Source organism: Streptomyces sp. NPDC041124, from assembly GCF_055592385.1.
Genome location: NZ_JBVIYR010000002.1, coordinates 272,396 through 291,697, shown reverse-complemented (window position 1 = coordinate 291,697; position 19,302 = coordinate 272,396). Strand labels below are relative to the sequence as shown.

The following is a 19,302-nucleotide window of genomic DNA, read 5'->3' as shown; positions in this document are numbered from 1 at the left end:
CGGCCCGATGACGAACGATGCCGTACGGCGCGTGCAGAGCGGTGACCCCTGGGAGGAGACCCTCGGCTCCGCTCGCGCCGTGGCGGCGGGCGACCGCGTCCTGGTGGGCGGCACGACCGCGTTCCGGGGCGAGGTGCTGTACGGGGAGGGCGACCCGTACGAGCAGGCCAAGGCCGCCTTCACCCACGCGCTGGAGGCGATCGGTGAGTTCGGGCTCGGCACCGGGTCCGTGATCCGCACCCGCATCCACCTCGCCCACGCGCGGGACGTCGACGCGGCCGGGCGCGCGCACAAGGAGCTGTTCGACGCGGTGCGCCCGGTCACCACCCTGCTGGTGGTCGAGGGCTTCGCCGACTCGCGCGTACTGGTCTCAGTGGAACTCGAAGCATGCAGAGGAGCCGTGGATTCATGACCCTGGCGGTCCGAGTCATCCCCTGCCTGGACGTGGACAACGGCCGGGTCGTCAAGGGTGTCAACTTCCAGAACCTGCGCGACGCGGGCGACCCCGTCGAGATGGCCAAGGTGTACGACGCCGAGGGCGCCGACGAGTTGACGTTCCTCGACATCACCGCATCGTCCGGCAACCGCGAGACGACCTACGACGTGGTGCGCCGCACCGCCGAGCAGGTGTTCATCCCGCTGACGGTGGGCGGTGGTGTCCGCACCACCGAGGACGTGGACAGGCTGCTGCGCGCGGGCGCCGACAAGGTCGGCGTCAACACCGCGGCCATCGCCCGGCCCGACCTCATCCGCGAGATCGCCGAGCGCTTCGGCCGGCAGGTCCTGGTGCTGTCCGTCGACGCCCGGCGCACGGAGTCCGGGTCCTTCGAGGTCACCACGCACGGCGGCCGCCGGGGCACCGGCATCGACGCCGTGGAGTGGGCGCACCGCGCCGCCGAACTCGGCGCGGGCGAGATCCTGCTGAACTCCATGGACGCCGACGGCACCAAGGACGGCTACGACCTGGAGATGATCGCCGCCGTCCGGGGGCACGTCACCGTGCCGGTGATCGCCTCCGGCGGCGCCGGGAAGCTCGGCGACTTCCCGCCCGCCGTCGAGGCGGGCGCCGACGCCGTCCTGGCCGCCTCCGTCTTCCACTTCGGCGACCTGCGCATCGGCCAGGTCAAGGACACGCTGCGGGACGCCGGTCACCCGGTGCGCTGAGGCTCAGCCCGCCGGCTGCGCGAGCCGGATCAGGTTGCCGACCGTGTCGTCCAGCACCGCGGCGACCACCGGGCCCTGCTCCCGCGGGTCCTGGACGAAGTGGACGCCCTCCCCGCGCAGCCGCTCGTACTCCGCGCGGAGGTCGTCCACCGAGAACACGATCGCCGGCAGCCCCGCCTCCCGCACGGCCCTGCGGTACGGCTCGGCGATGGGACCCCGACCCGGCTCCAGCAGGAGCTCCAGGTCCCGCTGGGCGCCCTCGCGGGCGCCCACGGTGACGAACAGCGTCCCGTCGCCGAGGTCCATGCGGGTACGCGTCTCGAAGCCGAGGACATCGGTGTAGAAGGCGTGGGCCTTCGCCACGTCGTCGACGTACACACTGGTCATGGCCACTTTGATCACGAGCTGCGCCTTTCGGGTCCGGATCAGATGCCGAGCTGTTTGGTCTCCCGCAGCCTCACGATCGCGTCCTCGTCGCCGTCCAGTCCGACCTTGGCCGCGCTTTGCCGGCCGTAGGCGAACAGCACCAGCTCGGACGGCTCCCCGGTCACCGTGACCACGGGCGTGCCGCGACGGGCCACCGCAGTCTGGCCGTCCGGACGGCGCAGCACCAGACCCGTCGGAACCCCGCGCCCCATCAGCCGCGCGGAGCGTTCGAGCCGCGACCACAGGGCGTCCTGGAACACGGGATCCAGTTCGCGCGGCGTCCACTCGGGCTGGGCCCGGCGGACGTCCTCGGTATGGACGTAGAACTCGACGATGTTCGACAGCTCGTCGACCTGCTTGAGAGAGAAGGGCGAGAAACGCGGGGGACCGGTCCGGATGAGCTGGATCAGCTCCTCGTAGGGCTTGGCGGTGAACTCCGCCGTCACCCGCTCCAGACGCGACGCGAGCTGCTTGACCAGCATGCCGCCCGCCGCGTCGGGGCGGCGCTCGCGCACCACGACATGCGCGGCGAGGTCCCGGGTCGTCCAGCCCTCGCACAGGGTGGGGGCCTCGGGCCCCGTGGTCTCCAGCAGATCGGCCAGCAGGAGTCGTTCACGCTTCGCATGGGTCGACATGCAAGCCAGCCTACGACCGGCCGCGAAGTCCGCCCACCCGTCACCCGGCCACCCCCTGTGCCCAACCGGTGGACGAGCGCGCGGGCGCACCCGGCCCGCGCGGCACAATGGTCCGCATGACCAGCACGCCCGCCCGTCGCCCGGCCGCCACCCCTCACGGAGGCGCCGCGCGCCACAGTGCTCCCTCCAGCCGCCTCGACCCGGAGATCGCCGCGCGGCTCAAGCGCAGCCCCGACGGCCTCCTGCCCGCCATCGCCCAGCAGTACGACACCGGAGAGGTGCTGATGCTGGGCTGGATGGACGACGAGGCACTGCACCGCACGCTCACCACCGGCCGCTGCACCTACTGGTCGCGCAGCCGCCAGGAGTACTGGGTCAAGGGCGACACCTCCGGCCACTTCCAGTGGGTGAAAACGGTCGCGCTGGACTGCGACGCCGACACCGTGCTGGTCAAGGTCGACCAGGTCGGCGCCGCCTGCCACACCGGGGCGCGCACCTGCTTCGACGCCGACGTGCTGGTGGCGGACGCCCCCGCCGCCGGTCAGTAGGGTCGGCCGGCATGGACCTCGAGACGTTCCGCAAGCTCGCCACCGACCGCCGGGTCGTCCCGGTCACCCGCAAGCTCCTCGCCGACGGCGACACCCCGGTCGCGCTCTACCGCAAGCTCGCCGGTGAACGCCCCGGCACCTTCCTGCTGGAGTCCGCGGAGAACGGCAGGTCGTGGTCCCGCTACTCGTTCGTCGGCGTCCGCAGCGCCGCCACCCTCACCGAACGCGACGGACAGGCCCACTGGGAAGGCACCCCGCCCGTCGGCGTGCCCGTCGACGGCGACCCGCTCGGCGCCCTGCGCGCCACCCTCCAGGCCCTGCACACCCCGCGCGACCTCACCCACGACCTCGGTCTGCCGCCCTTCACCGGCGGCATGGTCGGCTACCTGGGCTACGACATCGTGCGCCGCCTGGAGAGGATCGGCCCCGGCGAGCGGGACGACCTCCGGCTCCCCGAGCTGACCATGCTGCTCACCAGCGACCTCGCCGTCATGGACCACTGGGAGGGCTCCGTCTGGCTGATCGCCAACGCGATCAACCACAACGACCTGGAGACCGGCGTCGACGAGGCGTACGCCGACGCCGTGGCCCGCCTCGACGCCATGGAGGCAGACCTCACCCGCCCGGTGGCGCAGCCCCCGGCCGTCCTGCCCCCGTCCGAACTGCCCGAGTACACCGCGCGGTGGGGCGGACCCGACTTCCGGGCGGCCGTGGAGGACGTCAAGGAACGCATCCGCGCCGGGGAGGCCTTCCAGGTCGTCCCCTCCCAGCGGTTCGAGACGCCGTGCACGGCGACTGCCCTCGACGTCTACCGGGTACTGCGCGCCACCAACCCGTCCCCGTACATGTACCTGTTCCGCTTCGACGGCTTCGACGTCGCCGGTTCGTCCCCCGAGGCCCTGGTGAAGGTCGAGGACGGGCAGGCCATGGTCCACCCCATCGCCGGCACCCGGCACCGCGGCACCACCCCGCAGGAGGACCAGGCCCTCGCCGACGAACTCCTCGCCGACCCCAAGGAGCGCGCCGAGCACCTCATGCTCGTCGACCTGGGCCGCAACGACCTCGGACGGGTCTGCGAGCCGGGCTCCGTCGAGGTCGTCGACTTCATGTCCATCGAGCGCTACTCGCACGTCATGCACATCGTCTCCACGGTCACCGGCCGGGTCACCGGCGACCGCACCGCCTTCGACGTGCTCACCGCCTGCTTCCCGGCCGGCACGCTCTCCGGCGCGCCCAAGCCCCGCGCCATGCAGATCATCGACGCACTCGAACCGTCCCGGCGCGGACTGTACGGCGGCTGCGTCGGCTACCTCGACTTCGCCGGGGACTCCGACACGGCCATCGCCATCCGCACCGCCCTGCTGCGGGACGGCACCGCCTACGTCCAGGCCGGGGCCGGAATCGTCGCCGACTCCGATCCGGTCGCCGAGGACACCGAGTGCCGCAACAAGGCGGCGGCGGTGCTGCGCGCGGTGCACACGGCGAACCGGCTGGGGCGGTCCTGAGGCGCGCGGGACGAACCCCGGCTGTCGGTTCGCCCGGGGTTCAGGCGATAGTGGAGGGCGTGACTGCCGTACCCACCCCACGTTCCGAGGCCGCCGGCTCCGCCAGGACCGGCCGCCTCACCCTCGCCGTCGCCCTGCTGTCCGGCGCCCTGGGCGCGGCCGTGGCGCTGCTCGCCTCCCGGCAGCAGTGGTCGGAGGGCACCGTCACGGTGGCCGGCGGCCCCTTTCCCCTGACCGCCCGGGGCAGTGACGTCACCGGCGTCCCGGCCGCCCTGGCCGTCGTGGGACTGGCCGCGCTCGTCGCCGTGTTCGCCGTCCGCCGGGCCGGCCGCCTCGCGGTCGCCGCGCTGCTCGCCCTCTCCGGGGCGGGCACGATCGCGGCGGCGCTGCTCGGGGCGTCCGACCGCGCGGCGCTGGACGAGCAGGCGGCCAAGGCGTCCGGGGACACGTCGGCGACGGTTCAGGCCCTCAGCCACACGGCGTGGCCGTACGTCGCCGCGGTGGGCGGCGCGCTGCTGCTGGTGGCGGGGCTGCTGGCGCTGCGGTACGGACGGCTGTGGCCGGCGATGTCCGGGCGCTACGAGCGGGACGGGGCGGCGGCGCGGCCGCGCCGGAAGCAGGCGGCGCGGGTCGATCCGGACCGTCCGGAGGACCTCTGGAAGGCGCTCGACCGCGGTGAGGACCCGACGGGGGCCTGACGCGCCCCCGCGGGCGGTCCCTCACCCGTCCGGTACCCCCGATCACCCGGGACGGCCGGGTGCGGGACAATGATGCTGAGCGCCCTGCTCAGACACGTACACAGCAACGAGGAGCATGCAATGGCGGGCAGCAACCACGGTCACACCCCGGCCGCCTGGACCGGTGTCATCATCGCCTTCATCGGTTTCTGCGCCGCGGGCGCGTTCATGGTGATGGACCAGCCCGTGGGCTTCTGGGCGAGCATGGGTGTCGTCCTCCTCGGCGGTGTCGTCGGCGCCATCATGCGCTCGATGGGCATGGGCCAGCCGAAGAGCGTCCACCCCGTGCACCGGACCACCGGCGAAGAGGCCCCGGCCGGCGCCCGCGGCTGAGCACCGCCCGGCACCCGGGGGCAGGGGCGGCGCGGCCCGCACGGCGGAGCCCGAACCGCCCCTGACCCGCATGCGGGGCACAATGCACCACGTGAACGCCCCCAGCCCCAGCACACCCCGCGGCGGCCGGGCGGCCCGGCCGGCCGTCCCCGCCGCGATCCTCGCCGCGGTCGCCGGAGCCTTCGTCTACGTCGCCGCCGTCGACCCCAACGAGCCCGGCCACTATCCCGTCTGCCCGCTGCTGCACCTCACCGGCCTGTACTGCCCCGGCTGCGGCGGACTGCGCAGCGCGCACGCCGTCGCCCACGGCGACCTGCCGGCCGCGCTGCAGGCCAACGCCCTCGCGGTGCTCGCCTACGCGTGCTTCGCCGTGCTGTGGACCGTCTGGGTGGTCCGCGCCGTGCGCGGCGGCCCGCCCCTGAGGATCGACCCGCCCCCGGTGCTCCTGTGGTCCCTGGGAGCGTTGCTGCTGGTCTTCACGATTGTCCGGAACCTGCCCTTCGGCGGCTGGCTGCATCCTTGACCAGCGGGCGAATGTCCAGCTAGTGGACCGCGGGGCGGCCGGATGCGAGGCATACGCCCTGCTCCGGATACCATCGCAGTGTCCATCGAAGACCGACCGCAAGGAAGGGGGCCGCTCGCGTGAGTGTGCTCGACGAGATCATCGACGGAGTCCGTGCCGACCTCGCGGAGCGGCAGGCGCGCGTCAGCCTCGACGAGCTCAAGGAGCGCGCGGCGAAGGCCCCGGCGGCCAAGGACGGCGTGGCGGCCCTGCGCGGCGACGGCGTCAAGGTGATCTGCGAGGTCAAGCGCTCCAGCCCGTCCAAGGGCGCGCTGGCCGCGATCGCCGACCCGGCGGGACTGGCCGCCGACTACGAGGCGGGCGGCGCCGCCGTCATCTCCGTGCTCACCGAGGAGCGCCGCTTCGGCGGCTCCCTGGCCGACCTGGAGGCCGTCCGGGCGCGCGTGGACATCCCCGTGCTCCGCAAGGACTTCATCGTCACCTCGTACCAGCTCTGGGAGGCCCGCGCCTACGGCGCCGACCTGGCGCTGCTGATCGTGGCGGCCCTCGACCAGGCGGCCCTGGAGTCGCTGATCGAGCGCGCCGAGTCCATCGGGCTCACCCCGCTCGTCGAGGTCCACGACGAGGACGAGGTGGAGCGCGCCGTCGACGCCGGCGCCAAGGTCATCGGTGTCAACGCGCGCAACCTCAAGACCCTCGAGGTCGACCGCGGCACCTTCGAACGGGTCGCCCCCGAGATCCCCGCCCACCTGGTCAGGGTCGCCGAGTCCGGCGTCCGCGGCCCGCACGACCTCATCGCCTACGCCAACGCGGGCGCCGACGCCGTCCTGGTCGGCGAGTCCCTGGTCACCGGCAAGGACCCCCGGACGGCCGTCTCCGACCTGGTGGCGGCGGGCGAGCACCCGGCCCTCCGCCACGGCCGCGGCTGAACCGCCGGTAGGCTGACCCCGATGACGCTCTCCCGCCTCGCTCGTGGCTGCCGGCCCCGTGGCTGCCGTGCCCCCGCCCGCAGGGTGCACGGCCGCAGGGTCCGCTACGTCATCGGTGACGAACCGGGACAGGTGAACGGGCGGCGATGGCAGCGCGCCCCACAGGGGCGCGGGGCTGTACCGGAACACCCGGCTCCGTCGTGTGAGCGCGACCAGCCACCTACGGCCTGAGGCCGACCGACAACCCCGCCCCCACGGCGAACAGTGCCCGACACACACTCACCGTGAGGTCCACGCATGCCCAGCACCTTCTTCATCCCTGACCCGGAAGGCCAGGTTCCGAGCGCCGAGGGCTACTTCGGCGCCTTCGGCGGCAAGTTCATCCCCGAGGCCCTCGTCGCGGCGGTCGACGAGGTGGCCGTCGAGTACGACAAGGCCAAGGCCGACCCCGAGTTCGCCCGTGAACTCGACGACCTGCTCGCCCACTACACCGGCCGCCCGAGCGCGCTCACCGAGGTCCCCCGGTTCGCCGCGGAGGCGGGCGGCGCCCGGATCTTCCTCAAGCGCGAGGACCTGAACCACACCGGCTCGCACAAGATCAACAACGTGCTCGGCCAGGCCCTGCTCACCCGGCGCATGGGCAAGACCCGCGTCATCGCCGAGACCGGCGCCGGCCAGCACGGCGTGGCCACCGCCACCGCCTGCGCCCTCTTCGGCCTCGACTGCACCATCTACATGGGCGAGATCGACACCCGGCGCCAGGCGCTGAACGTGGCCCGGATGCGCATGCTCGGCGCCGAGGTCATCGCCGTGAAGTCCGGCAGCCGCACCCTGAAGGACGCCATCAACGAGGCGTTCCGCGACTGGGTCGCCAACGTCGACCGCACCCACTACCTGTTCGGCACCGTCGCGGGACCGCACCCCTTCCCCGCGATGGTCCGCGACTTCCACCGCGTCATCGGCGTGGAGGCACGCCGCCAGATCCTGGAGCGCGCCGCACGGCTGCCCGACGCCGCCATCGCCTGCGTCGGCGGCGGCTCCAACGCCATCGGTCTCTTCCACGCCTTCATCCCGGACGCCGGCGTGCGCCTCATCGGCTGCGAGCCGGCCGGGCACGGCATCGAGACCGGCGAGCACGCGGCCACCCTCAGCGCCGGCGAGCCCGGCATCCTGCACGGCTCCCGCTCCTACGTCCTCCAGGACGACGAGGGCCAGATCACCGAGCCGTACTCCATCTCCGCCGGCCTCGACTACCCGGGCATCGGACCCGAGCACTCCTACCTCAAGGACAGCGGCCGCGGCGAGTACCGCGCGGTGACCGACGACGCCGCCATGCAGGCCCTGCGCCTGCTGTCGCGCACCGAGGGCATCATCCCGGCCATCGAGTCCGCCCACGCCCTCGCCGGCGCCCTGGAGGTCGGCAGGGAACTGGGCCCGGACGGGCTGATCGTCGTCAACCTGTCCGGCCGCGGCGACAAGGACATGGACACCGCCGCCCGCTACTTCGGGCTGTACGACACCGACGCCGAGGTCGCCGCCGACGAGGCCGGCACCGCCGAGATCGAGGGGGACGCCAAGTGAGCGGCACCGTGCGACTGCTGAACGACACCCTCGCCGCGGCGAAGGCCGAGGGCCGCTCCGCCCTCATCGCCTACCTCCCGGCCGGGTTCCCCACCGTGGACGGCGGCATCGAGGCGGTCAAGGCCGCCCTGGAGGGCGGTGCCGACATCGTCGAGGTGGGCCTGCCGCACAGCGACCCCGTCCTGGACGGCCCGGTCATCCAGACCGCCGACGACATCGCCCTGCGCGGCGGCGTGCGGATCGCGGACGTGCTGCGCACGGTCCGCGAGGCGCACGCCGCCACCGGCAAGCCGATCCTCGTCATGACCTACTGGAACCCCATCGACCGCTACGGCGTCGAGCGGTTCACCGCCGAGCTCGCCGAGGCGGGCGGCGCCGGCTGCATCCTGCCCGACCTGCCCGTGCAGGAGTCGGGGCTGTGGCGGGAGCACGCGGAGAAGCACGGGCTCGCCACGGTCTTCGTGGTCGCGCCCAGCAGCAGGGACGAGCGGCTCGCCGAGATCACCGCGGCCGGCAGCGGCTTCGTCTACGCCGCTTCCCTGATGGGTGTCACCGGCACCCGCGCGTCGGTCGGCGCGCAGGCCGAGGAACTGGTGCGGCGCACCCGCGCCACCACCGACATCCCGGTCTGCGTCGGCCTGGGCGTCTCCAACCCCGCCCAGGCGGCCGAGGTCGCCCGCTTCGCCGACGGGGTGATCGTGGGCTCGGCCTTCGTCAAGCGGATGCTGGACGCCCCCGACGACGCGGCCGGCGTCGAGGCCGTCCGCGCGCTCGCCGGCGAACTCGCCCGGGGCGTACGCGGACAGGCGTGACCGGGCTCGGACCACGCAGGTAGTCATACGGGTCCCTCGTACGGGTGGACCTGGGACCGGGGAGGCGCTGAGCGCCTCCCCGGTTCGTTCTGCGGGGTGTGAGCGAGAAGAACCGTGAGGGAAAGCGCACCGCCCGGGAGCGGCTGGCGGTCGAGCGCGAGAAGCAGAAGGCGGCGGAGAAGCGGCGCCGTGCCCTGATCGTGGGCGCGAGCGTGGTCTGCGTCCTGGGGCTCGCGGCGGTGATCGGCGTCATCGCCGCCAACTCCGGGGGGGACGACAGCGAGAGCGAAGCGTCGGGCCCGGTCGTGGCCCCCTCGGGCGCCCTCGGCGAGGACGGCACCGTCATCCCGGTCGGCGATCCGGACGCCAAGGCGACGCTCACGGTGTGGGAGGACTTCCGCTGCCCGGCCTGCAAGTCCTTCGAGGAGGTCTACAGCCCCACCATCCACGAGCTGACCGACGCCGGCCGGCTGAAGGTGGAGTACCACCTGGTCACGCTGATCGACGGCGCCCTGGGCGGCACCGGCTCCCGTGACTCTGCCAATGCCGCGGCCTGCGCCCAGGACGCCGGGAAGTTCACCGCGTACCACGACGTGCTGTTCCGGAACCAGCCGCTGGAGCGTGACGACACCTTCGCCGACAAGGAGGAGCTGATCGACCTGGCCGGCAAGGTCGACGGCCTCGACACCCCCGCCTTCCGCGCGTGCGTCGAAGACGGCACGCACAACAGCTGGGTCGCGAAGTCCAACGAGGCGTTCCAGAAGGGCGGCTTCAGCGGCACCCCCACCGTGCTCCTCGACGGGAAGAACATCTACCAGGACAACTCGATGACCCCGGAGCGGCTGAAGCAGATGGTGGAGGAGGCCAACAAGGGCTAGGGCCGATCCCCCGGGGAACGACAGGGTTCCTGTTATGGAGCCGTTGCCGGGCCGCCCGCCGCGTGGCCGGTCCGGCACGGTAGCGTCGACCTTGCCATGGAACTTGCCTACATTCCCAGCCCGTCGAGCGGGGTGCTGTACCTCGGCCCCGTTCCGCTGCGCGGCTACGCGTTCTGCATCATCATCGGCGTCTTCGTTGCCGTCTGGCTCGGCAACAGGCGCTGGGTCGCCCGGGGCGGGCGGGCCGGCACGGTTGCCGACATCGCTGTCTGGGCGGTGCCCTTCGGCCTGATCGGCGGCCGGCTCTACCACGTGATCACGGACTACCAGCTGTACTTCAGCGAGGGCCGTGACTGGGTGGACGCCTTCAAGATCTGGGAGGGCGGCCTCGGCATCTGGGGCGCGATCGCCTTCGGTGCGCTGGGCGCCTGGATCGGCTGCCGCCGCCGGGGCATCGCGCTGCCCGCCTACGCCGACGCCGTGGCGCCGGGCATCGCCTTCGCACAGGCGATCGGCCGCTGGGGCAACTGGTTCAACCAGGAGCTGTACGGGCGGGCCACCGACCTGCCCTGGGCGGTGGAGATCACCTCCTCCTCCGACGGACGCGTCCCGGGTACGTACCACCCGACGTTCCTGTACGAGTCGCTGTGGTGCATCGGTGTGGCGCTGCTCGTGATCTGGGCCGACCGGCGCTTCAAGCTCGGGCACGGGCGGGCGTTCGCGCTGTACGTCGCCGCGTACTGCGCGGGGCGGTTCTGGATCGAGTACATGCGGGTCGACGAGGCGCACGAGATCCTGGGGCTGCGGCTGAACAACTGGACGTCGATCCTGGTGTTCCTGCTGGCGGTGCTGTACATCGTGCTGTCGGCGCGGAAGCGGCCGGGGCGGGAGGACGTCGTGGAGCCGGGTGCCGGTGCCTCCGGCGGTGAGAAGGCCGGTGAGTCCGGGGGTTCCGACGGGGCCGACGCCGACTCCGAGTCCGCGAAGGGCTCAGAGTCCGAGTCCGAGTCCGCGAAGGATGCTGAGGGCTCGGGGGACTCCGAGGAGTCGAAGGACGGGGCGGCCGGGCCGGTGAAGAAGAGCTGACCGCCTGGTTGTACCGCACCGAGGGCGCCCGGGTTTTCCGGGCGCCCTCGGCGCGTGTGGTAGGTCAGGAGGTGTGGGCCAGGGTCAGGGTGCGGTGGGCTGCCGCTACCACGGCGGCGTCGATGAAGGTGCCGTCGGGGAGGGCCTGGGCGCCCCCGGTCATGGCTGCCGCCTCGAGCACGGTTTCGGCTTGTCCGATCTCCTCGGCCGTGGGGAGGTAGGCCTGTCTGATGGTCGGGAGCTGGCGGGGGTGGATGGCGGCGCGGCCCAGGAAGCCCAGGGCGCGGCCCCGGAGGCAGGAGGCCAGGAGACCGTCCGGGTCGCGGGTGTCCGGGTGGACGGACTGGGTGGGCGGGGGCAGGCCCGCCGCCCGTGCGGCGACGACCACCCGGGAGCGGGACCAGTCGAGGCCCGAGTCGTCGCGTACGCCCAGGTCGGCGCGTAGGTCCGCCTCCCCGATGGCGATCCCGCGCAGTGACGGGTGGGCGGTGGCGACCGCGTGGGCCCGCTCGATGGCCAGGGCCGTCTCCAGGAGGGCGTACAGGGGCGGCACGCCCCCGCGCGCCGAGACGACCCGGCGTGCGACGCGTTGGACGTCGGAGGGGGACGACACCTTGGGCAGCCGCAGACCGGACAGGCCGGGGGCGGGTGCGACGGCCGCGAGGTCGGCGCGGCCCCAGGGGCCGGACGGGGCGTTGACGCGGACGTGGACCGGGACCGGCTGGGGGTCGCGCAGCAGCTCCGCGGTGGCCGACCGGGCGTAGGCCTTGCGGTCGGGGGCGACCGCGTCCTCCAGGTCGATCACCACCACGTCGGCCCCCGAGGTGAGCGCCTTGGCCACCACGGAGGGACGGTCGCCGGGCGCGTACAGCCAGGTCAGCGGGAAGCCCGTCACAGGGCGCCCTCCGCGCGCAGCTCCGCGAGGTCGGCCGGGGTGAGGCCCAGCTCGGTGAGGACCGCCTCGGTGTCGGCGCCGTGCGGGCGGCCCGCCCAGCGGATCGACCCGGGGGTGGAGGAGAGCCGGAAGAGGACGTTCTGCATGCGCAGCGGCCCCAGCTCGGGGTCGTCGACCGTGGTGATGGTGTCCAGGGCCTGGTACTGGGGGTCGGTCATGACGTCCCGTACGTCCTGGACGGGGGCGACGGCGGCCTCCGCCTTCTCGAAGGCGGCCAGGACGTCGGTGCGGGTGTGGCGGGCGATCCAGCCGCCGACCGCCTCGTCGAGGACGTCCGCGTGCCGGGCCCGCTCCTCCCCGCTGGCGAACCAGGGCTCGTCGATCAGGTCGGGGCGGCCCACCAGCACCATCACCCGCTCGGCGATCGACTGGGCCGAGGTGGACACGGCGACCCAGGTGCCGTCGGCGGTGAGGTAGGTGCCGCGCGGGGCGTTGTTCTGGGAACGGTTGCCGGTGCGCGGCTGGACGTGGCCGAGCTGGTCGTACCAGGTCGGCTGGGGGCCGAGTGCGGTCAGGATCGGTTCGATCAGCGCCATGTCGACGACCTGGCCCTCTCCGGTCCGGTCGCGGGCGGCCAGCGCGGTCATCACCGCGTACGCCGTGGTCAGGCCCGCGATGGAGTCCGCAAGGCCGAACGGCGGCAGCGTCGGCGGCGCGTCCGGTTCGCCGGTGATCGCGGCGAAGCCGCTCATCGCCTCGGCGAGGGTGCCGAAACCCGGGCGGTGCGCGTACGGGCCGAACTGGCCGAAGCCGGTGACCCGGGCCAGCACCAGGCGCGGGTTGACGGCGGACAGTTCGGGCCAGCCCAGGTCCCACTTCTCCAGGGTGCCGGGGCGGAAGTTCTCGATCACGACGTCGGCGGTCACCGCCAGGCGCAGCAGGGTGGCCCGGCCGCCCGGCTTGGACAGGTCGAGGGTGACGGTGCGCTTGTTGCGGCCGAGCATCTTCCACCACAGGCCGATGCCGTCCTTCGACGGGCCGTGGCCGCGGGACGGGTCCGGTTTCCCCGGATGCTCGACCTTGACGACGTCCGCGCCGAAGTCGCCGAGCAGGGTGGCGGCGAGGGGGCCGGCGAAGAGGGTGGCGAGGTCCAGGACGCGCAGGCCGGTCAGTGGGGGGTCGGTGGGCGTCATGGGCGGGAGGCCTCCAGATGGGTCAGTCGGGCCAGGGTGTCGAAGCCGGAGCCGTTGAAGTCGCCGACGGAGGTGGCCAGGCGGTTCTTCAGCGGGGCCGTCCAGCGTTCGGGGAGGGCGTCGGGGGCGCCGGCGAGGAGACCGGCGATGCTGCCGGCGGCCGCGCCGTTGGAGTCGGTGTCCCAGCCGCCCGACACCGCGCGGCAGACGGAGCCGGTGAAGTCGCCGTCGGCGTGGGTGAGGGCGGCGGCGATCAGGGCGGTGTTGGGGACGGCGTGCACCCAGTGGTGGGTGGCGGCGTGGGTGGCGTGCAGGACGTCGACGACGGTGTCGAAACCGGCGTGTGCGTGCTCCCGGGCCAGTTCGACGGCGTGCCGGACGGCTCGGGCGAGACGGGAGCGGGGCGGGACGACGGCGAGGCCGCCGCGCAGGCAGGCGTGGACGTCGTGGTCGCCGGTGGCGGCGGTTGCGATGACGGCCGCCGTGAACATCGCGGCGTAGACGCCGTTGGCGGTGTGGGTGAGCGTCGCGTCGCGGTGGGCCTGCGCGGCGGCGGCGGCCGGGTCGCCGGGATTGGTCCAGCCGTGCACGTCCGCGCGGATGAGGGCGCCGATCCACTCCCGGAAGGGGTTGTGGTGACGGGCGGTCAGCGGGGGCTCCAGGCCGCTCAGGAGGTTGCGGTAGGCGATGCGTTCGGCGGTGAAGGTGCGGCCGGCGGGGAGTTCGTCCAGCCAGACGCGGGCCACGTCGGTGGTGGTGAAGCCGCGGCCGTGGCGCTGGAGGAGGAGCAGGCCGAGGAGCGGGTAGTTGAGGTCGTCGTCCTCGGGCATGCCGTCGATGTTCTCGGCGAGGGAGGTGGGCGCGGAGCGGCGGTTCCAGGGGTGGCGGGTGAGGAGGTCCGCGGGGACGCCGCGGGCGCTGAAGTAGGTGGTGAGGGGCCAGTTGCCGGCGGCGCGGGCGAGGGCGCGGATGGCGGGGAGGGGCAGCTTCTCCACCGGTTTGCCCAGCAGGCAGCCGACCGCTCGGCCGAGCCAGGCGGCTTCCAGGCGGGAGGCGGTCACGGAGGCGGGGGCGCGCACACCCGTCGCGGACGGCCAGTCGGGGCACCGGGAGGCGATGCCGGGCAGGTCGGTGGGTTCGTGCTCCGCCAACGCGCTGGGCAGGTCGGCCAGTTCGTCCAGGAGGTCGCCGGCCAGGAGGCGGAGGCAGGGGGATGCCGGAGTGGGGGAGGCGCCCGCGGTCAGGGGGGCCTCGGGGCCGCCCGCCGCGTGCCAGCGGGCGGCGACGGCCGAGGGGTCGCGGCCGTCCTGCCGTGCCTGGCGCAGTTCGTGGCCGATCAGGTCCTCCGGCTGGACCCAGGTCAGTCGGAGCACCCCGGGCCTCCCAGTTCCGCGAAGGCCCGTTCGTGGGCGCGGCGGCGGTCCACGTCACGCGCGAAGACCTCGCGGGTCACCCCGGTCAGGGTGACCGCCGGTTCCCACAGGTCCAGGCGGCTGGCCTCCGCCACCGTCTTGGCCCACTCCCCGGGGACGGGCGAGCCGAGGGCGCCGGTCACGGCGCCGGCCATCGTGGCGATGGAGTCGCAGTCGCGGCCGTAGTTCACCGCGCCCAGCACCGCGTGCCGGAAGTCGCCTCCCGCCACCACCACCATGCCCAGCGCGACGGGGAGTTCCTCGATGGCGTGCAGCCGGGACGGGCGGCGGGCGCCCAGTGAGGGGGAGCGGTAGTCGGGGCCCACGGTGTCGTACGGCGCCACCGCCTCCCGCAGCGGACGCAGCGCCGACTCGAAGTCCGAGTGCCGCGCGGCCACGTCGCAGACCTTCTCGATCGCCTCCCGCGTGCCGTCCTTCGCCAGGGCCAGGCACGCGGCGACCACCGAGTCCGGCGTCGCGCCCGGGGTGCACGCCGCCGCCACGGCCGCCGCGAGGACACCGGCCGCCTCCCTGCCGTAGGACGACTGGTGGGCGCCCGCGACGTCCACCGCCTCGGCGTAGGCGGCGGCCGGGTGGGCCGCGTTGACCAGTCCGACCGGGGCCATGTACATCGCGGCCCCGCAGTTGACGATGTTGCCGGTGCCCGCCTCACGCGGGTCGACGTGACCGTAGTGGAGGCGGGCCACGAGCCACTTCTCGGCGAGGAAGATCCGGCGCAGCGGGATCGTCTCCGCCTCCAGTTCCGGGATCCAGCGCGGGTTCGTCATCAGGTCCGGGACCAGGTGGTCGGCGACGGCGTAGGCGTCCAGGTGGTCGCGGACCGTCGCGTACACCCGGACCAGCGCGTGGGTCATCAGGGTGTCGTCGGTGACGTGGCCGTCGCCCTTGTGGTACGGCGCGAGGGGGCGGGCGGTGCGCCACGCGTCGCCGTTCCACGGGCCCACCACTCCGTGGACGCGCCCGCCGTGGCGCTCGGTGATCTGCTCGGGGGAGTAGCCCTCGACCGGCCCGCCGAGGGCGTCCCCGACGGCCGCCCCGACGAGGGCGCCGGTGATCCGCTCGTCCAGGGGCAGGCCACCGGGGTGGGCGATGTGTGCTGATTGGCTCGTCATGCCGGAATCATCCCTCCGGTCGGGACGGGATGTGCGGCTTCCAGGAGTCCGGCGAGTTCCACCAGGTCCGTTCCGGTGAGCCGGGGCAGCGCGCAGCCGGAGAGGGTGCGGCAGCTGTCCCGCCACGACGCCGGGATCGCCGCGCCGCCGCCCAGCGCGCCGGTGAGGGCGCCGGCGAGCGCCGGGGCGGAGTCCGCGACCCGGGACAGACAGGCGGCCGCGGGGACCGCCTCGGCGATCCTGCCGCGGGCGGCGAGGGCCAGGGCGAGGGCGACGGGGACGGTCTCGGCGGCGGCGACGCCGTAGCTGTAGACGTGGTCGACGATCTGGTGTTCCAGCGGCGGTACGAGGGCGAAGGCGCTGTCGGCGTCCGCCGCGAGCCTCAGGGCGTGCCGGGCGTTGCGGCCGATCTCCGTGTCCCCGGGCAGTTCGGCGCAGGCAGCGGCCACGCAGGCGTCCGGATCCGCGCCGGTCAGCGCGAGGGCGACGGCGGCGGCCATGGCGCGGGCGCCGTGCACACCGTCGCCGTCCTGGGTGTAGCGGGCGTCGAACTCGGCGAGGTCGGCGGCGGCGCGGGGGTCGCCGGGGTGGGCCACGGCCAGGACGCAGGCGCGTACGCAGGCCGCGTCGTCGAAGAAGTGGGGGTTGTCGTGGCCGGTGGCGGGCGGGCGCAGACCGGTGGCGAGGTTGCCGAGGCCGGCGCGGACGGAGATGCGGGCGCGCAGCGGGAGGACGGCGGACTCCGTCTCGGGGGCGCGGCCGGCCGCGGCGGCGATCTCACCGGCGACGGTGTTCCAGGTCAGGTCGATGGCGGCGCGGGTGCGGCGTTCGCGGCTCAGGTCGCCGAAGGCGGTGTCGTCCCCGGCGCGGAGCACGGCCTCCGCGGCGAAGGCCGCCCATTCGGCGTCGTCGGAGGGGCCGAGGCGGAGGGGTTCGGAGGGCTGGTTGAGGGCGATGGGGACGGGGAGGGTGGTCGTCGCGTTCTGCTCGGCGAAGGTGTCGAGTTCACGGGTGAGGCGCCTGGTCCACTCCGGCATGCGCGCCGCGCGGTGACGGGCGGCGGGCCAGCCGGCGGCGTCGCCCACGGCCAGGCCGAGGAGGAGTCCTTCGACTCTCGCCTGCGGCGGCTGGAGGCGGGGTTCGGCGCCGGCCGCGCCCCTTGCCCGCGGAGGGTGGTCGGGGAGTCCGGCCTCGGCCGCGCCTTCGGCCCGGGTGTGTCCACCCGCACCGCCCGTGCGGGTTTCGAGGCCGGGTGCGGGTGACGCCTGAGGGGCCTGATCGCCGTCGGCGGGTGCGCCTGGTGGGGTGGGCAGGGGGGTAGCGCCGTCGGCGGGTGGGGGCGGGGTGTGTGGGGGTGTCTCGCCGTCGGCGGGTGTGAGGGGGGCTCCGGGGGTGGTGGTCGGTGTGGTCATGAGGGGGTCTCCGGGGTCAGGAGGTCCGCGATGGTCAGGACGTGGTGGCCGGCCATGGCCGGCAGGCAGGTGCCCCGGGCCGGGGTGATGGCCGCCGCCCAGCGGGCCGGGACGGCGTCGACGCCCTGGGTCGCTCCGGCCAGCGCCCCCGCCACCGCCGCCGTCGTGTCGGCGTCGCGGCCCATGTTGACGGCCGTCAGCACCGCCTGCTCGAAGTCCCCGTCGGCCGCCGCGTACGCGCCGAAGGCGAGGGCGACCGCCTCGGGGGCCAGGTCGGTCCACGGGTAGCCGCCGATCACCACCGCCGCGCGGACCGCGCGTTCGCCGAGGTGGGCCGCGGTCACGGCGCGGCGCAGGGAGCGGGCGGTCCAGGAGTCCTCCGGCACCACCGCCAGGGCCGAGGCGACCACCGCGACCACCGGCGCCCCCGCCATCGCCGCCGCCACGCCCGCCGCGACCGCCTGGCCGCCGTAGATGCCCTCGCCGTCGTGGCTGACCGAGCCGTCGACCGCCGCCAGCCGGGCCGCCTCGTCGGGACGGCCCGCGGCGAACACCCCGTGCGGTGCCGCCCGCATCGCCAGTCCGTCGCTCCAGGCGTGCCGGTGCTGGGCGGAGATGGGCGCCGCCAGCCCCCGGCGCAGGTTCTCCAGCGTGCCGCGTTCGCTGAACCCGGCCCCGCGGAAGGGGCCCTCGGCGCGGTCCGCGATCCATTCGTGCCAGGCCGCCTCGACGTGCGCCGGGGTGAGGGCGGAGCCGTGCCGGGCCAGCAGCAGGCCGGAGAAGATGGCGTACTCGGTGTCGTCCGTGCCCGCCGGGCGCTCGCTCACGTAGCCCGTGATGCGACCCCACTTCGCCCGGATCTCGGAGGGCTTCATGTTCTCGGCCGGGGCGCCCAGCGCATCACCGACGGCCAGGCCGAGCAGCGCGCCGCGCGCCCGTTCACGGCGCGCGAGGGCGTCCCCGGGCGCCGGGAGCGAGGGGATGCGGGCGGTCGATGCCATACGCGGCTCTCCTCTCAGGCGCGCCCCGAGAAGGGCGCCGAGCCCTTTGCGGAACTGTCCCCGGTGCGCTGTCCGGCGCAGCCTCGGTCGGCTCGGTTCACCCGGTCGACATCCGTGCGCCCATACACGCAAACGAGCAGAAAGCGCAAAGCCGCAGGTTAGCCCAGCCTTTCCTTGCTGGCGGGCAGGAATGGAGCGGCGTAGATTGGCAATGATCAAAGAATGGAACTTGTCCAAAGTAGAGGCTCTGGGGGCACAGGAATGGCCATCATCGACACCGAGGCGGCGCTGCACGAGGCGCACCGCGACAACCACACGCACCGGGACGTGAACGGCGGGTGGCTGCGCCCCGCGGTGTTCGGCGCGATGGACGGACTGGTCTCCAACCTCGCCCTGATGACCGGTGTCGCCGGCGGTGCGGTCAGCCAGCAGACCATCGTCCTCACCGGCCTCGCGGGACTGGCCGCCGGCGCCTTCTCCATGGCCGCCGGCGAGTACACCTCCGTCGCCTCCCAGCGCGAGCTGGTCGAGGCCGAACTGGACGTCGAGCGGCGCGAGCTGCGCAAGCACCCGAAGGACGAGGAAGCCGAGCTCGCCGCCCTCTACCAGGCCCGCGGTGTCGAACCCCAGCTGGCCCGCGAGGTCGCCCGCCAGCTGTCGAAGGACCCCGAGCAGGCCCTGGAGATCCACGCCCGCGAGGAACTCGGCATCGACCCCGGCGACCTCCCCTCGCCCACCGTGGCCGCCGTCTCCAGCTTCGGCTCCTTCGCCCTGGGTGCCCTGCTGCCCGTCCTGCCGTACCTGCTCGGCGCGAGCAGTCTGTGGCCCGCCGTGCTGCTGGCGATGCTCGGCCTCTTCCTGTGCGGCGCGGTGGTGGCCAAGGTGACGGCACGCAGCTGGTGGTACAGCGGTCTGCGGCAGCTGGCGCTCGGTGGCGCGGCGGCCGGTGTGACCTACGCCCTGGGCGCACTGTTCGGAACGGCCGTAGGATGACCCCCCACGTGCTTATGCGGAGGACCGCATAAGTAGCCGTAACCGGCTGGTTTCGGTGGCATGACCACTGGGCATGAGCCGTAAGCGCTGTGGGCAAAGGGGCCGA

The 19,302-nt window shown here is 73.9% G+C and carries 22 protein-coding genes; 14 read left to right on the top strand and 8 right to left on the bottom strand.

Annotation, left to right across the window (positions count from 1 at the left end; all coding sequences use genetic code 11):
* Nucleotides 1-7 precede the first annotated feature (7 nt).
* Together ACZ6A9_RS05730 and hisF are read left to right on the top strand one after the other, a co-directional pair.
* Nucleotides 8-412 (top strand): Rid family hydrolase, encoded by a 405-nt coding sequence (locus ACZ6A9_RS05730; protein ID WP_468979002.1) that lies wholly within the window; start codon nt 8-10, stop codon nt 410-412.
* On the top strand, nt 409-1,164 hold the full coding sequence (gene hisF / locus ACZ6A9_RS05725; protein WP_468978997.1) for an imidazole glycerol phosphate synthase subunit HisF: 756 nt from the start codon (nt 409-411) through the stop codon (nt 1,162-1,164). Before ACZ6A9_RS05730 ends, hisF begins: the two co-directional genes overlap by 4 nt.
* 3 nt (nt 1,165-1,167) lie before the next feature.
* Here the strand turns inward: hisF and ACZ6A9_RS05720 are convergent, their stop codons facing one another.
* Nucleotides 1,168-1,566 carry a VOC family protein gene (locus ACZ6A9_RS05720; protein WP_468978992.1) on the bottom strand — a complete coding sequence of 133 codons (399 nt, stop codon included), beginning with the start codon at nt 1,564-1,566 and terminating at the stop codon, nt 1,168-1,170.
* 23 nt (nt 1,567-1,589) lie between these two features.
* Nucleotides 1,590-2,225, bottom strand: a complete 636-nt coding sequence (locus ACZ6A9_RS05715; RefSeq protein WP_468978989.1) for a TIGR03085 family metal-binding protein — start codon at nt 2,223-2,225, stop codon at nt 1,590-1,592.
* Between the two features lie 116 nt (nt 2,226-2,341).
* On the opposite strand from ACZ6A9_RS05715, the gene hisI reads away from it, so the two are divergent.
* From hisI to lgt, 11 genes are all read left to right on the top strand, one after another.
* Nucleotides 2,342-2,773: a phosphoribosyl-AMP cyclohydrolase gene (gene hisI, locus ACZ6A9_RS05710; protein WP_468978985.1), complete on the top strand. Its 432-nt coding sequence runs from the start codon at nt 2,342-2,344 to the stop codon at nt 2,771-2,773.
* A gap of 11 nt (nt 2,774-2,784) precedes the next feature.
* Nucleotides 2,785-4,278: an anthranilate synthase component I gene (locus ACZ6A9_RS05705; RefSeq protein ID WP_468978982.1), complete on the top strand. Its 1,494-nt coding sequence runs from the start codon at nt 2,785-2,787 to the stop codon at nt 4,276-4,278.
* Nucleotides 4,279-4,328: 50 nt separating this feature from the next.
* On the top strand, nt 4,329-4,976 hold the full coding sequence (locus ACZ6A9_RS05700) for a TIGR02234 family membrane protein (RefSeq protein WP_468978978.1): 648 nt from the start codon (nt 4,329-4,331) through the stop codon (nt 4,974-4,976).
* Nucleotides 4,977-5,096: 120 nt separating this feature from the next.
* Nucleotides 5,097-5,348 (top strand): HGxxPAAW family protein, encoded by a 252-nt coding sequence (locus ACZ6A9_RS05695; protein ID WP_468978972.1) that lies wholly within the window; start codon nt 5,097-5,099, stop codon nt 5,346-5,348.
* Between the two features lie 82 nt (nt 5,349-5,430).
* Nucleotides 5,431-5,871 (top strand): DUF2752 domain-containing protein, encoded by a 441-nt coding sequence (locus ACZ6A9_RS05690; protein WP_468980637.1) that lies wholly within the window; start codon nt 5,431-5,433, stop codon nt 5,869-5,871.
* Nucleotides 5,872-5,990: 119 nt separating this feature from the next.
* Nucleotides 5,991-6,800 carry an indole-3-glycerol phosphate synthase TrpC gene (gene trpC / locus ACZ6A9_RS05685; protein ID WP_468978969.1) on the top strand — a complete coding sequence of 270 codons (810 nt, stop codon included), beginning with the start codon at nt 5,991-5,993 and terminating at the stop codon, nt 6,798-6,800.
* 21 nt (nt 6,801-6,821) lie between these two features.
* On the top strand, nt 6,822-7,031 hold the full coding sequence (gene trpM / locus ACZ6A9_RS05680; RefSeq protein WP_468978964.1) for a tryptophan biosynthesis modulator TrpM: 210 nt from the start codon (nt 6,822-6,824) through the stop codon (nt 7,029-7,031).
* 66 nt (nt 7,032-7,097) lie between these two features.
* Nucleotides 7,098-8,381: a tryptophan synthase subunit beta gene (gene trpB / locus ACZ6A9_RS05675; protein ID WP_468978958.1), complete on the top strand. Its 1,284-nt coding sequence runs from the start codon at nt 7,098-7,100 to the stop codon at nt 8,379-8,381.
* Nucleotides 8,378-9,193, top strand: a complete 816-nt coding sequence (gene trpA, locus ACZ6A9_RS05670) for a tryptophan synthase subunit alpha (protein WP_468978955.1) — start codon at nt 8,378-8,380, stop codon at nt 9,191-9,193. The genes trpB and trpA overlap by 4 nt, the downstream gene beginning before the upstream one ends.
* 98 nt (nt 9,194-9,291) lie before the next feature.
* On the top strand, nt 9,292-10,071 hold the full coding sequence (locus tag ACZ6A9_RS05665) for a DsbA family protein (protein WP_468978952.1): 780 nt from the start codon (nt 9,292-9,294) through the stop codon (nt 10,069-10,071).
* 96 nt (nt 10,072-10,167) lie between these two features.
* Nucleotides 10,168-11,157, top strand: coding sequence for a prolipoprotein diacylglyceryl transferase (gene lgt / locus ACZ6A9_RS05660; RefSeq protein WP_468978949.1), 990 nt, complete (start codon nt 10,168-10,170; stop codon nt 11,155-11,157).
* 64 nt (nt 11,158-11,221) lie between these two features.
* Here lgt and ACZ6A9_RS05655 read toward each other — a convergent pair whose 3' ends face one another.
* Genes ACZ6A9_RS05655 through ACZ6A9_RS05630 form a run of 6 tightly spaced genes read right to left on the bottom strand, consistent with a single transcriptional unit; the run spans nt 11,222 to nt 18,203 of the window.
* Complete coding sequence (locus tag ACZ6A9_RS05655; RefSeq protein ID WP_468978944.1) at nt 11,222-12,052, bottom strand: HpcH/HpaI aldolase/citrate lyase family protein; 831 nt, start codon at nt 12,050-12,052, stop codon at nt 11,222-11,224.
* Nucleotides 12,049-13,245 carry a CaiB/BaiF CoA transferase family protein gene (locus tag ACZ6A9_RS05650; protein ID WP_468978940.1) on the bottom strand — a complete coding sequence of 399 codons (1,197 nt, stop codon included), beginning with the start codon at nt 13,243-13,245 and terminating at the stop codon, nt 12,049-12,051. Before ACZ6A9_RS05650 ends, ACZ6A9_RS05655 begins: the two co-directional genes overlap by 4 nt.
* Nucleotides 13,242-14,618: an ADP-ribosylglycohydrolase family protein gene (locus ACZ6A9_RS05645; protein ID WP_468978934.1), complete on the bottom strand. Its 1,377-nt coding sequence runs from the start codon at nt 14,616-14,618 to the stop codon at nt 13,242-13,244. The genes ACZ6A9_RS05650 and ACZ6A9_RS05645 overlap by 4 nt, the downstream gene beginning before the upstream one ends.
* On the bottom strand, nt 14,606-15,790 hold the full coding sequence (locus ACZ6A9_RS05640; protein WP_468978928.1) for an ADP-ribosylglycohydrolase family protein: 1,185 nt from the start codon (nt 15,788-15,790) through the stop codon (nt 14,606-14,608). Before ACZ6A9_RS05640 ends, ACZ6A9_RS05645 begins: the two co-directional genes overlap by 13 nt.
* On the bottom strand, nt 15,787-17,202 hold the full coding sequence (locus tag ACZ6A9_RS05635; RefSeq protein ID WP_468978925.1) for an ADP-ribosylglycohydrolase family protein: 1,416 nt from the start codon (nt 17,200-17,202) through the stop codon (nt 15,787-15,789). Before ACZ6A9_RS05635 ends, ACZ6A9_RS05640 begins: the two co-directional genes overlap by 4 nt.
* Entirely contained in the window at nt 17,199-18,203 is a 1,005-nt protein-coding gene (locus tag ACZ6A9_RS05630) for an ADP-ribosylglycohydrolase family protein (protein ID WP_468978922.1), read from the bottom strand. Before ACZ6A9_RS05630 ends, ACZ6A9_RS05635 begins: the two co-directional genes overlap by 4 nt.
* 261 nt (nt 18,204-18,464) lie before the next feature.
* Here ACZ6A9_RS05630 and ACZ6A9_RS05625 point away from each other — a divergent pair, with 261 nt between their 5' ends.
* Nucleotides 18,465-19,196 carry a VIT1/CCC1 transporter family protein gene (locus ACZ6A9_RS05625; RefSeq protein WP_468978919.1) on the top strand — a complete coding sequence of 244 codons (732 nt, stop codon included), beginning with the start codon at nt 18,465-18,467 and terminating at the stop codon, nt 19,194-19,196.
* Nucleotides 19,197-19,302: the final 106 nt, after the last annotated feature.